This is a genomic window from Cecembia calidifontis (genome assembly GCF_004216715.1).
In the GTDB taxonomy this organism is placed as follows: Bacteria; Bacteroidota; Bacteroidia; order Cytophagales; family Cyclobacteriaceae; genus Cecembia_A; species Cecembia_A calidifontis.
In genome coordinates this window covers 2,745,258-2,758,463 of sequence record NZ_SGXG01000001.1, presented here as the reverse complement: position 1 = coordinate 2,758,463, position 13,206 = coordinate 2,745,258, and the positions used below count along the sequence as shown (strand labels likewise).

The following is a 13,206-nucleotide window of genomic DNA, read 5'->3' as shown; positions in this document are numbered from 1 at the left end:
ATAATTCAACTCATACATATGGCAACAACTGCAGATTTCAAAAATGGATTATGTCTTGAAATGAACAATGACATTTATTCCATAGTAGAATTCCAGCACGTAAAACCAGGAAAAGGTGCTGCATTTGTCAGAACGAAACTAAAAAGCTTGACCTCAGGCAAAGTTTTGGACAAAACATTCAGTGCCGGTGAAAAAGTAACTACTGCAAGGGTAGAGAAAAGACCTCATCAATTCCTTTATGCGGACGATTTGGGCTTCCATTTCATGGATACCGAAACTTTCGAACAGATCCCCATCCAAGAGAAACTTATTGAAAGATCAAATCTGCTGAAAGAAGGACAGATGGTGGATATTTTGGTTCATGCAGAAACAGAAACTCCCCTATCGGTAGAACTTCCTCCTTTTGTGGAATTGATGATCACCTACACGGAACCCGGCATCAAAGGTGACACAGCAACCAATGCACTTAAACCTGCCACAGTTGAAACTGGTGCTACGGTAATGGTTCCTTTATTTGTGGATCAGGATACCATGATCAGGGTGGATACCCGAGATGGCTCTTATTCTGAAAGAGTAAAATAATTTCATAAAGCTATGTGATTTACCTAAATTACATAGCTTTATTGCTTATTTCCCAGACAAACCCAAATGTCCAGTTTGGATATTACTAAACTAAAAACTCATGAAAGCAAAAGAAATTCAAGAACTTATAGATTTTATTTCCAATTCCGGTCTAGCGGAGGTTAAAATCGAAACCGAAGAATTCAAACTTTCCATTAAAAAATATTCAGAAGCCCCTTCAGTTAAAGTGGAGACAGTAGCTGTACCTGCAGCAGCAGCTCAACCAGCTGCCCCTGCTCCTGTAGTGGCGGCTCCTGCACCTGCAGCGCCTGCAAAAGAAGATACATCCAGGTATGTGGAAATCAAATCCCCAATGATCGGGACTTTCTACAGAACTCCAAATCCAGATGCTGATCCATTTGTAAGTGTAGGGGATAAAGTTACTGCCGGTCAGACTGTTTGCATCATTGAAGCAATGAAGCTTTTCAATGAAATAGAATCCGAGGTATCCGGTAAAATAGTTAAAGTACTGGTTGACAACGCGTCTCCCGTAGAATATGACCAGCCTTTGTTCCTGGTTGATCCAGCTGGATAATTTTTGTCTAACCAACCTAAGTGACCGTGTTTAAAAAAATTTTAATAGCAAACAGAGGGGAAATTGCCCTCCGCGTGATCCGAACCTGTAAGGAAATGGGGATCAAAACCGTGGCAGTTTACTCTACAGCGGATAAGGACAGCCTTCATGTGCGCTTTGCCGACGAAGCTGTATGCATCGGCGCGGCACCAAGCCGTGAATCATACCTGAACATTCCCAGAATCATCGCTGCGGCAGAAATCACCAATGCTGATGCCATCCACCCTGGTTATGGATTCTTGTCAGAAAATGCAGAGTTTTCCAGAATCTGTGAAGAATACGGCATCAAATTCATCGGTGCCAGCCCGGAAATGATCAATAAAATGGGTGATAAAGCCACTGCAAAAGCTACCATGAAGGAAGCGGGGGTACCTACCATTCCAGGATCTGAAGGCTTGTTGGGAAGTATGGAAGAAGGGATCAAATTAGCCAATGAAATGGGTTACCCTGTCATTTTAAAAGCAACCGCCGGTGGTGGAGGTAGGGGCATGAGAATCGTACGGGAAGAAGCTGAATTCAAAAAAGCCTGGAACGACGCCAGGCAAGAAGCCGGTGCCGCTTTCGGAAATGACGGACTTTACCTTGAAAAATTCGTTGAAGAACCAAGGCATATTGAAATTCAGGTTGTAGGTGACAGTACCGGTAGGGCCTGCCACCTTTCGGAAAGGGATTGCTCTATACAGAGAAGACACCAAAAACTGGTCGAAGAAACCCCTTCCCCATTCATGACTGATGAACTGAGAGAAGCTATGGGCCAGGCCGCCATCAAAGGGGCTGAGGCTATTGGATATGAAGGTGCCGGTACCATTGAGTTCCTGGTCGATAAGCACAGAAACTTCTATTTCATGGAAATGAACACCCGAATTCAGGTGGAGCATCCCATTACAGAAGAAGTAACTGACTTCGATCTTATCAAAGAGCAGATCAAAGTGGCAGCCGGAGAAAAAATTTCCGGCAGAAACTATTACCCAAAACTTTATGCCATGGAATGTAGGATCAATGCTGAAGATCCTTCCAATGGATTCAGACCTAGTCCAGGAAAAATCCTGAACCTGCACATGCCAGGTGGAAGAGGCGTGAGGGTGGACAGCCATGTGTATGCCGGCTATGTTATACCTCCAAACTATGACTCCATGATTGCTAAACTTATTGTAAGTGGCCAATCTAGGGAAGAAGTGATCGTGAGGATGAAAAGGGCATTGGAGGAGTTTGTAATTGATGGTATTAAAACAACCATTCCCTTCCATATTGCTTTATTGGAAAATGAAGATTTCCGAGCAGGAAATTTCACCACGAAATTCTTGGATTACTTTGATTTTAGTGTGATAAAAAATAAATAAACAAAATCCGGTCATTTGGCCGGATTTTTTGTTTCAGTTCTTAGCATCTTAGTCCAAGTATTTTTTAAAATCTTTATCCAATAAAATATTTCCATTTTTCTTCTATTTTTTCGCAAAACATTGTTGTGTAATTTGTTTTTTACGAAATTACCTTTTCCCAAATAACCTTGTCTACAAACAATGAATCCTCTAGCCTTAATCTTTGCTGCTTTTATTTTATTGTTTGTATCCTGTAGTCCGGACAGGCATAATGAATTATTGCTGGACAGCAAAGAACAGATCAGCTACAATTACCATATCAGACCTATTCTTTCTGATAATTGCTTTGCCTGTCATGGCCCGGATGCCAATAAGCGGGAAGCTGGATTAAGATTGGATATTGCTGAAAATGCCTACGCGGCATTGAAGGAGTATCCGGATAAATTTGGAATTGTACCAAATTCGCCCTCCACATCAGAAGTTTATCACCGTATCATTTCATCTGATCCCAACGAAATGATGCCCCCTCCGGATTCCAATTTAAAATTAAGTGAATACGAAAAAGCCCTGATAAAAAAATGGATTGAGCAGGGGGCCGTTTATGAACTACATTGGGCTTTTATTCCCCCTAGAAAAGTTGAACTTCCTTCGGTAAAAGACAAGAACTGGCCTAAAAATGAAATCGATCATTTCATTTGGGCAAAAATGAACCAAAGAGGGCTTGTTCCCAATCCCGAAGCGGAAAAGTCTGCGCTTTTGAAAAGAATTTCACTCGACATCACGGGATTGCCCCCAAGCCCGGAACTCCAAAAAAGGTTTGAAAATGACAAAAGCCCGGATGCCTATGAGAAAATGATAGATTTCTTATTAGAACAAAAGGCTTATGGTGAAAAAATGGCCACATTATGGATGGACATTTCAAGATATGCTGATTCTTATGGATACCAAGATGATAATATCAGAACCCAATGGCCTTATCGCGATTGGGTAATCCATGCCTTCAACAAAAACCTACCCTATGATCAGTTCATAACCTGGCAATTGGCCGGAGACATGCTGCCCAATGCCAATAAGGAACAAATCCTGGCTACAGCATTCAACAGAAACCACAAATACACGGAAGAAGGTGGGGTAATAGATGAAGAGTACAGGGTAGAATATATTTTGGACAAAACCAATACCTTCAGCAAAGGTATTTTGGGCCTGACCATGGAATGCGCCCAATGCCATGACCACAAGTACGACCCGGTTTCACAAAAAAACTATTTTGAACTTTTTGCCTTTTTCAACAACACTCCAGAAAAAGGGTATGAAGGGGATGTCACCCAATCTAAACCTGCCAAAACACCTATTTTATGGATTGAGCGAAATGATATTGATGAACTGTTAGGCTTTATCAACCACAAAGACAGCAGCAAAATCATGGTTTCTGTAATGGAAGAGCTGAAAGAGCCAAGAAAAACCTATATTCTGGACAGGGGATTATATGATGCCCCAACACTCCCCGTCAATCCCAATACTCCTGAAAGTGTTTTTGCTTTTGATTCCAAATACCCTAAAAACCGTCTAGGACTGGCCCAATGGACAGTGGACAAAAAGAACCCGCTGACATCAAGGGTATTCGTCAACCTTATCTGGCAGGAAATCTTTGGTCGGGGAATTGTAAAATCTACCGGTGATTTTGGCATGCAAGGTGACCTTCCCTCCCATCCTGAACTCTTGGATTGGCTTGCCGTGGACTTTATGGAAAACGGCTGGGATGTCAAACGCCTGATCAAACAAATCTTGAGTTCGGCCACTTACAGACAATCATCCAAAGTTGAAAACAAAAAATTGAAAGTGGATCCCGAAAATATCTATCTGTCAAGAGCACCAAGACTGAGACTCCCCGCAGAAAATATCAGGGATCTGGTACTTTCAAGCTCGGGACTATTGGTACAGGAAGTAGGAGGTCCCAGTGTGAAACCTTATCAACCGGAAGGACTATGGGAAGCAGCTACTTCAGGCAGGGGAGATTTGAAAACCTATAAACAGGACAAAGGTGAAAAATTGTACAGAAGAGGACTTTACACTTTTATAAAACTGACTGTACCGCCACCTATGCCCATCATATTTGATGGAAGCAACAGGGATCAATGTGTGGTCAACCGAGGCAGGACCAATACCCCTCTACAGGCTTTGGTCATGTTGAATGACCCCTTGGTCCTTGAGGCATCAAGATATCTGGCCGCCCAACTCATCGCTGATGGTATGGATTCCAAGGCTGGCATTGAAAATGCCTTTACTAGAGTGATTGGGAGAAAGCCAAAAACTAAAGAAATTGAAATCCTGGAAAGCTATTACGAAGCGGAATTGTCCAGGTTCCAAAAAAATATAGAAGGGGCGATAAGTTTGGTCAAACAGGGCGAATCTCCTATTTCAGAAGAGCTCATAGGCCCGAATTTAGCTGCATTGAGTCAGGTAATCACTGCTATATATAACCTAGAGGAAGCCATTACGAAAATTTAAAATGGAAAAAGAACAACTGGAACATGGACTAAGTCTTAACCGAAGAAAATTTCTCGGAAAACTAAGCCTAGGTATTGGCAGTTTGGCCCTGGGAAGTTTGTTGATCCCGGACTTATTGAATAGAAAATCTGAAGAAGATGCGCTTTTTGCTGCCCTTCCACATTTTGCCCCAAAAGCCAAAAGAATCATTTACCTTTTTCAGAACGGAGCACCTTCCCAGTTAGAAACATTTGATTACAAACCTCTGCTCAACCAACAGATGGGAAAGGAATTGCCCGATTCTATCCGTATGGGGCAAAGGCTTACTGGAATGACTTCCGGGCAAAGTTCCTTTCCTTTGGTAGGTTCGTACTTTGGATTCAAGCAATATGGAGAAGCGAGAGCCTGGATTTCAGACATTTTTCCTCATACAGCTAAAATTGTGGATGATATCTGCATCATCAAATCCATGCATACGGAAGCCATCAACCATGACCCTGCACTGACATTTTTCCAGACAGGCGCTCAAGTGGGCAACCGTCCCAGCATGGGTGCTTGGTTGAGTTATGGATTGGGAAGTGAAAACAACAACCTTCCTGCTTTTTGTGTACTCTTAAGTAGAGGGAAAGGAAATGGTCAGGGCGTATATTCCAAGCTTTGGACAAATGGATTCCTGGATTCCGTCCATCAAGGGGTACAGTTTTCCGCAAGCGAAGACCCTGTACTTTATCTTAGGGATCCCAAAGGCATGGATCGCGAAGACAGAAGGAGAATGCTTGATAAAATTTCAGAACTCAATCAACTCAATTATCAGGCTTTTGGCGACCCGGAAATCACCTCCAAAATCCAGCAATATGAAATGGCTTTCCGTATGCAGACTGCTGTTCCCGAAGTTACAGACATTTCAAAAGAACCTGACAGTATCATCAAAATGTACGGGCCAGACTGTCTGATTCCTGGAACCTATGCAGCCAACTGCCTTTTGGCAAGAAAACTCTCTGAAAACGGGGTGCGCTTTGTGCAACTTTATCACCAAGGATGGGACCAGCATGGGAACCTGCCCAATGAAATGGCGACTCAGGCCAAAGATGTTGATCAGGCTTCGGCAGCTTTAATCCAGGATCTCAAACAACGTGGACTTTTGGAGGAAACTTTGGTCATCTGGGGAGGAGAATTTGGGAGGACAAACTATTGCCAGGGAAAAATACAGGTTGACAATTATGGAAGAGACCATCACCCAAGGGCATTTTCCATTTGGATGGCCGGAGGTGGAGTCAAGTCCGGAATGGTGTATGGGGAAACGGATGAATTCGGATACAACATTACTGAAAATCCGGTGCATGTCCATGATTTTCAGGCCACAATACTTCATTTGATGGGAATCGACCATGAAAGACTGACTTATAAACATTTGGGAAGACGCTACAGACTTACCGATGTACATGGCCATGTAGTAAAAGATATTTTGGTTTAAAGGTCCTTTTTTATGCCTTCTCAAAAGAGATTATCTGCAATCCTACAAAATCTATTGGTAGTATTTCATGGCCTGACATTGGTTTTGGCTTTTGGACATGAGCATTTGCAAATTCCTGCGATTTTGGAATTTTTTGGTAGAATGCACCCGCTGATCCTCCATTTCCCCATTGTCTTGCTTTTATTCTTAGCCCTTCTTTTTTGGAATCCAAAAATTAGGTTTTTGGAAAACAAACCTTTTTCCAATATTCTATTTCTCATCACATTACTTCTTACTGGATTGACCGTCATGGCGGGGCTTGTATTGGCCACAGAAGAGGGCTATGAGAGAGACGCATTTTACTTGCATCAATGGACAGGAGTGGTTCTATTTTGGCTAAGTACTATTTGGTACCTTCTTTGGGAAAAAGAAATTTATCAGGGTGCAAAAATATTTTCCCTGCTCTCCATTATCCTCATTATCATCACAGGTCACCTTGGTGCTTCCCTTACCCATGGAGAAGATTTTCTATTAGGTCCTTTAATGAAAGAAAAAAATAAAACTCAGGTAAGTCTGGAGGAAGCCTTGAGTTATGAACATGTAATCCAACCTATTTTGGAACAAAAATGCGTGTCTTGCCACAAAGCCTCCAAGCAAAAAGGGGATTTAAGGCTGGACGGTGCAGCATATATTCTGGCAGGAGGTAAAAACGGGCCGGTAATCGACATTAATCGGGCGGAAGATTCCCATCTCTTACATAGGATCTTGCTACCCATTGAAGATGAAAAACATATGCCTCCTAAAGGGAAATTACAGCTAACAGACATAGAAACCGAAATTCTTATCAGCTGGGTCAGAGAATCAGCTTTTTTTGATAAAAAACTGGTGGATTATCCTGAGGAAAGCAATTTGTTCCGGTTGGCCAAAAATATATTCACCGCATCTGATGGGAAAAATTATGATTTCCCTTTCGCTTCATCCAGTACCGTGGAAAAACTGAATAATGAATACAGGGTCATCCAGGCCATCTATCCGGATGCACCGGCCCTGAGGGTCAGTTTTTTTGGAAAAAAACAATTCAATTCCAAAGCACTGGATGAACTGGACAAAATAAGCGAACAGGTTGTGGAACTCAACCTCAACAACATGCCGCTTACTGATGAGGATATCAAAAAAATATCCCGTTTCAATAACCTGGAAAAACTATTCTTGAATGCTACCAGCTTGACCGGCAATACTTTGGGTCACTTAAAAAACCAGAAAAAGCTTCAAAGCCTATCACTCTCCGGGAATCCTATTAAAGAATCCAGTCTTGCTGAACTCGGCCAATTGAGTCAATTAAAGAATCTTTTCATTTGGAACACCGGCTTAAGCGGTCAAGATATTGAACGGCTAAAGAAATCAATGCCCGACACAAAAATAGAAACAGGGTTCGAAGACAGCGGTGAACGCTACCAACTCAATCCCCCAATTATCCAAGCACAGAACAACATCTTCAGCGATGAACTTGAAGTAAGCCTAAAACATCCAATTGGAACGGTCAGTATTTTTTACACATTAGACAATACCAAACCGGACAGCTCCAACCATATCCTCTACCAAGGTCCTTTTAAGCTTAATAAAAACACTACCTTAAGGGCTAGGGCTTTTGCCAATGGATGGTTGGGGAGTGATGAAAAAAGCAGTTCCTTTTTCAAATCGGGTATTAAACCCGTCTCTTATCAACTCACTTTTCCTCCCCATAAGAGTTACCCCGGAAATGGTGCAGGCACATTATTTGACCAAGAAAAAGGTGATGAAGATTTTGGTTCAGGTAAATGGCTTGGATTCCAGGATCAACCTTTTGAAATCATCATCGATTTGGATAAAGGCAAGCAGGTGGAAAGCATCGCTTTTAGTTTGTTGGCTGCAGAAGGTTCTCATATTTTTCCACCCAAGCAGGTTGAAATTTGGACAAAAGGAGAAACAGGAGAATGGACACTGATCCAGGCGGACAGACCCAATCAACCCAATAAATTGAGGAATAGGGAACTTTTGCTTTTGGAATATCCGATCACGGGACAACATCCAATACAAATAAAAGCCGTATTAAAGCCTGTCCCTCAAATTCCAAAATGGCATCCCAGCGCCGGCCAAAAAGCCTGGGTATTTATCGATGAGGTATTGATCAATTGACATGAAAGCATACAAAAAATTCTTTAGGCAAATCCAGCAAAAACTTCAACTGGTGCAGGAACAATCTGATAAAATTGAAGAAGCCGCTGCTTGGGTTGCTGAAAGTATGTCAAAAGGTGGATATATCCTTACAAGTGGCACCGGGCATTCCCATATGTTTGCAGAGGAAATTTTCTACCGTGCCGGTGGCTTTGCAAGAGTGGTCCCGATTTTGGATGACGCTTTGATGCTTCACAAAGATGCTTCCTACAGTACCGAAATGGAAAGGATGGAAGGCTATGCAGCGAAACTTTTGGGAGCCTATTCCATCACTGAAAAGGACATATTTATCATTTCCTCCAATTCGGGCAGAAATACAGTCAGTATAGAGATGGCAATGATTGCCAAGGAAAATGGGGCCAAAGTGATAGCAATTACCAACCTCAAACATACGCTATCGGTGGAATCCAGACATCCTTCCGGCAAAAAACTTTTCCAGATAGCCGACCTTTATTTTGACAACGGGGGGGAAATCGGAGATGCTTCGGTTGAAATAGAAGGACTTGAGTTTAAAGTGGGCGCTACATCTACGGTAATAGGAACTACAATCCTTCAGGCCATTATGGTTCAGGCCACCGAAAACTTGGTAAAAAAAGGTATCCGTCCAGAAGTTTTCAGCAGTTCCAATTCTGATGAAGGAGAGGAACATAATGAAGCCCTGATCCGAAAATATAAAGGAAAAATCAAAGGACTCTGATTGGATAAGGAAATTAGGGTTCAACCCATTTTAGATACTATCCATCTTGCAAAACCAGGGAAGTGTTGTCCTATAAATGCCAGAACTTTCCCATGTCCCGTAAAAACAAAAGAACGTTTTCTTTTGGCAATGGCCCTGACCATTACTTTTGCGGCTTTATGGGTCGGCCACATCAATTGGGCAGGTCTTGGATCCGGATTTTCTGGATGAAACACTCCTTCATTATCCACTTTGGCAATATCTGATTCCACAAATCCCGGGTGAATTACCGTGCAAGAAACCCCTGTCCCTTTTAGTTCCACTTGCAAGGTCTGACCAATGGACCTTACAGCTGCTTTTGAAGCACCATATGCCCCTACCCCGGGATTGGGTACATAGGCAGCCACGCTTCCAATCAATGCCACCCTTCCTTTGGTTTCCTTCAAATAAGGAAATGCATATTTATAAGTCAAAGCCAAGCCTGTGACATTAACATCCATTTGCCTTCGCCATTCCTTAGCACTGAGGTTTTTTATTTTACCCACAACCCCATATCCTGCATTGGCCACGGCTACATCTAATCTGCCAAATTCTTTTACAATAGTTTGGACAGCTGCTTCCAATTGACTCTCCTCTAAAACATCACAGGAAACAATCAAACAGGTACTGCCAAGGGTCTGAACCTGGACACTTACTTCTTCCAATTGTTCCTTTCGTCTTGCAGAAATTGCCAAGATGGCTCCGTTTCTGGCAAATTCATAGGCCATATACTTCCCCAAACCTGAGGAAGCACCGGTTATCCAAACCACTTTGTCTTTGAACATGATACAAATTAAACAATTATCCATTACTGGAAAAGGTATATTTCCCGCAATGCTGCGGGGCAGGCATCCACCTCAGGAAATTCAGTCCAAATGGAAGATTTTTTTAATGTCTCTCTTCTCAGCTAAAAACCGAGAAGAGAGACACCAAAGCTAAAAGTCAAAGGTATATTTGGTGACCTTTATTCATAAATCCCCAAAATATCAAAAACAAAGGCATATTCCAGGGCTATTTCTTTCAACCTTTCGAAACGGCCACTTGCCCCACCATGTCCAGCATCCAAATTGGTATACAAAAACAGCCTATTGTTGTCTGTTTTCTTGGTCCTAAGCAAAGCCACCCACTTGGCTGGCTCCCAATATTGTACCTGGGAATCATGTAGACCTGTTGTCACCAAAAGATTGGGATAGTCTTTTGCCTCCACATTATCATAAGGGGAATAAGAGAGCATGTATTCATACTGCTCTTTGATGTTAGGGTTGCCCCATTCCAACCATTCAAAAGTGGTCAGAGGAATCGATTCATCCATCATGGTGGTGACTACATCCACAAATGGAACAGCGGCAATCACCCCTCTGTACAATTCCGGAGCCATATTGACCACAGCACCCATCAATAATCCCCCGGCACTTCCTCCTGATGCAAATAATTTATCCTTTGCTACATAGCCATTATCCTGAAGCCATTTTGAACAATCGATAAAGTCTGTGAATGTATTCTTTTTGTTCATCATTTTCCCATCCTCATACCACTCTCCACCCATTTCCTGTCCTCCCCGGATATGTGCAATCGCATAGACAAATCCCCTATCCAGCAAACTCAGGCGGGTAGAGCTGAACGTGGGCTCCATGGAATAGCCGTAAGAACCATAAGCATAAATCCATCCGGGCATGGTGCCGTCCTTTTTGAACTTATCCTTTCTGTAAACAATGGACATCGGAATGCGCTTTCCATCCCTAGCCGGCACCATCACCCTTTCTGTCTTGTAATTATTCTTATCAAAACCCCCCAAAACAGGCTGCTCTTTCATCAAGGTTTTCTCCCTGCTCTCCATGTTGTAATCATAGGTGGAATTAGGAGTAGTCATGGAAGTATAGGAATAGCGAAGCGTTTTGGTATCAAAATTGGGGTTGTAACCTATCCCTGCAGAATAGGCCGGTTCATCAAATTTCAATTCATGTTCGGATCCATCACTCCATTTGACGATCCTGATTTTGGCCAATCCTTCAAAAGTTTCCTGAATGGCCATATACTCTTTGAAATAGTCAACACCTTCCAGGAATATATTTTCTCTATGAGGGATGACATCTTTCCAATTGGCTGCATGGGGTTGGGACACCGGAGCCTGTACCAAGCGGTAATTGACCGCATCCAAGTTGGTATGGATATAAAAATTATCGCCTCCTGCGTGGTCCACGTGATATTGGACATTATCCTGTACTTTTTCAACCAACTGAGGTTTTCCGGGTTGATCCGCATCCATGAACAGGGCATAAGAAGCATCTGTCCTTCCTGAACCAATGATGATATACTTTTTGGATTTTGTTTTGCTGACATAACAGTCCAGGGTAGGATCTTTTTCCTCGAAAACCAGTTCATCCTGAAAGGTGGGTACACCTAAAATGTGCCTTTTTATTTGGAAAACCCTTAAGGTTTGTTTGTCGGGAATAGAGTAATAAAATGACCTGTTATCATTGGTCCAGGCGATTCCTCCTCTAGTATCCTCAATCCTATCCGGCAGCATCTGACCTGTCCTCAGGTCCTTCACCATGATGGTATAAAAATTCCTTCCCTGGGTATCCATGATGATGGCGGCCAGGTTATGATCAGGACTGACAGAAGTGTAAAAATTAAGGTATGCTTTATCTTTGCCCAATTCATTACCATCCACTATGATTTCCTCTGGAGCATTTAGATTACCTTTTTTCCTACAATAAATGGGGTACTCTCCCCCTTCCACATATCTCACATAATAGAAATAATCATCCAACTGATAGGGAACCGAGGAATCATCTTCCTTAATCCTGCTTTTCATTTCCTGGAATAGCTTTTCCTGAAAGACTTTGGTATGCCCCATCATGGTGTCCAAATAGGCATTTTCAGCTTCCAGGTAAGCAATCACTTCCGGATTTTCTCTGTCATTTAACCAATAATAATTATCCACACGGACATGCCCATGCTTGGAAAGGATTTCATAGGGCTCTACTTTGGCTACAGGAGCTTGTACATCAGGCAATATCACTTGGGATTCTTTTTTCGAACAAGACATTAGAATACTGTTACAAATTACAATGAGAATTAAATGGAATCTTTTGAACATATGAAATGGTTTGCATGAATTATATGAACAATTTAGCGACAAAGAATAATGATTTTACAATAATTACCTTCTACAAATATTAAAATAAATCAAACAAAATCTTCAAAAGAAGAACGCATATAATCTCTACTCTGATGCAATACTCTTACTATAAAAACTCCATATGTCGTAGGTAAATAAAAGATTAAGTGAGATTTAAAAGCATATTTTCTTAATCCAAGATAAAGCTCTGATACATCAATACCGCTCATATTGAATCTGGAAAGTCCCTCAAAAGTTTGTTCAATTTCCATTAGAAAATACTGCGCTTGATTTAATCCAAACTGAAAAATACCATATTCAAAAATTGAAGCCAGGTCTCTCTCAGCCTGAATAGACAGTTTATATTTGGCCATCTGATTTCAATCGACTCTGAACTTCATTCATAATATCCTTTACTGTTTTCTCAGATATTCCAGAATCAATACCTTCTTTTATGGACTCTTTTAGCCTAATAAATTTTTTATTTCTCGCTTGGTCTTCCCGTATCAAATGTCTGATATATTCAGATTCATTTGTAAACCCACCATCCTTGATTTGGGCCTTAATCCATTTATCCTGTTGTTCTGTAAATGTCAGTGTTTTCCTGATTGTTGACATATTAATCTATTTTGCACCAATTAATCATACTATTGATGCAATATAGTATAAAAAAATAAATTCCCGTGAAACTTATGTCCA

Annotated in this window: 12 protein-coding genes; 7 read left to right on the top strand and 5 right to left on the bottom strand. The window is 41.7% G+C overall.

Features of this window, described 5'->3' with window-relative positions; all coding sequences use genetic code 11:
* The first annotated feature begins 18 nt into the window (after positions 1-18).
* The 5 genes from efp to BC751_RS11925 all read left to right on the top strand — a co-directional run bounded on the left by efp (position 19) and on the right by BC751_RS11925 (position 6,475).
* A complete protein-coding gene (gene efp, locus BC751_RS11945) occupies positions 19-582 on the top strand; it encodes an elongation factor P (RefSeq protein ID WP_130275732.1) in 564 nt (187 codons plus the stop codon).
* A gap of 100 nt (positions 583-682) precedes the next feature.
* Positions 683-1,156: an acetyl-CoA carboxylase biotin carboxyl carrier protein gene (gene accB, locus BC751_RS11940; RefSeq protein ID WP_130275731.1), complete on the top strand. Its 474-nt coding sequence runs from the start codon at positions 683-685 to the stop codon at positions 1,154-1,156.
* A gap of 26 nt (positions 1,157-1,182) precedes the next feature.
* The gene (gene accC / locus BC751_RS11935; protein WP_130275730.1) at positions 1,183-2,535 is read left to right on the top strand and encodes an acetyl-CoA carboxylase biotin carboxylase subunit; all 1,353 of its coding nucleotides are present in this window, start codon (positions 1,183-1,185) and stop codon (positions 2,533-2,535) included.
* 180 nt (positions 2,536-2,715) lie between these two features.
* Positions 2,716-5,022: a PSD1 and planctomycete cytochrome C domain-containing protein gene (locus BC751_RS11930; protein WP_130275729.1), complete on the top strand. Its 2,307-nt coding sequence runs from the start codon at positions 2,716-2,718 to the stop codon at positions 5,020-5,022.
* Between the two features lies 1 nt (position 5,023).
* Complete coding sequence (locus BC751_RS11925; protein ID WP_130275728.1) at positions 5,024-6,475, top strand: DUF1501 domain-containing protein; 1,452 nt, start codon at positions 5,024-5,026, stop codon at positions 6,473-6,475.
* A 10-nt stretch (positions 6,476-6,485) separates the two neighbouring features.
* On the opposite strand, the gene BC751_RS22440 is transcribed toward BC751_RS11925, so the two are convergent.
* Entirely contained in the window at positions 6,486-6,686 is a 201-nt protein-coding gene (locus BC751_RS22440) for a hypothetical protein (protein ID WP_242617457.1), read from the bottom strand.
* Positions 6,687-6,697: 11 nt separating this feature from the next.
* On the opposite strand from BC751_RS22440, the gene BC751_RS11920 reads away from it, so the two are divergent.
* Together BC751_RS11920 and BC751_RS11915 are read left to right on the top strand one after the other, a co-directional pair.
* The gene (locus BC751_RS11920) at positions 6,698-8,629 is read left to right on the top strand and encodes a c-type cytochrome domain-containing protein (RefSeq protein WP_242617456.1); all 1,932 of its coding nucleotides are present in this window, start codon (positions 6,698-6,700) and stop codon (positions 8,627-8,629) included.
* Position 8,630: 1 nt separating this feature from the next.
* Positions 8,631-9,365, top strand: a complete 735-nt coding sequence (locus BC751_RS11915) for a sugar isomerase domain-containing protein (RefSeq protein ID WP_130275726.1) — start codon at positions 8,631-8,633, stop codon at positions 9,363-9,365.
* Between the two features lie 20 nt (positions 9,366-9,385).
* Here BC751_RS11915 and BC751_RS11910 read toward each other — a convergent pair whose 3' ends face one another.
* From BC751_RS11910 to BC751_RS11895, 4 genes are all read right to left on the bottom strand, one after another.
* Positions 9,386-10,168: an SDR family NAD(P)-dependent oxidoreductase gene (locus tag BC751_RS11910; protein ID WP_130275725.1), complete on the bottom strand. Its 783-nt coding sequence runs from the start codon at positions 10,166-10,168 to the stop codon at positions 9,386-9,388.
* Between the two features lie 179 nt (positions 10,169-10,347).
* Positions 10,348-12,435 (bottom strand): S9 family peptidase, encoded by a 2,088-nt coding sequence (locus BC751_RS11905; RefSeq protein WP_130275724.1) that lies wholly within the window; start codon positions 12,433-12,435, stop codon positions 10,348-10,350.
* A 140-nt stretch (positions 12,436-12,575) separates the two neighbouring features.
* On the bottom strand, positions 12,576-12,881 hold the full coding sequence (locus tag BC751_RS11900; protein WP_130275723.1) for a type II toxin-antitoxin system RelE/ParE family toxin: 306 nt from the start codon (positions 12,879-12,881) through the stop codon (positions 12,576-12,578).
* Positions 12,868-13,125, bottom strand: coding sequence for a type II toxin-antitoxin system ParD family antitoxin (locus tag BC751_RS11895; protein ID WP_130275722.1), 258 nt, complete (start codon positions 13,123-13,125; stop codon positions 12,868-12,870). The genes BC751_RS11900 and BC751_RS11895 overlap by 14 nt, the downstream gene beginning before the upstream one ends.
* Positions 13,126-13,206: the final 81 nt, after the last annotated feature.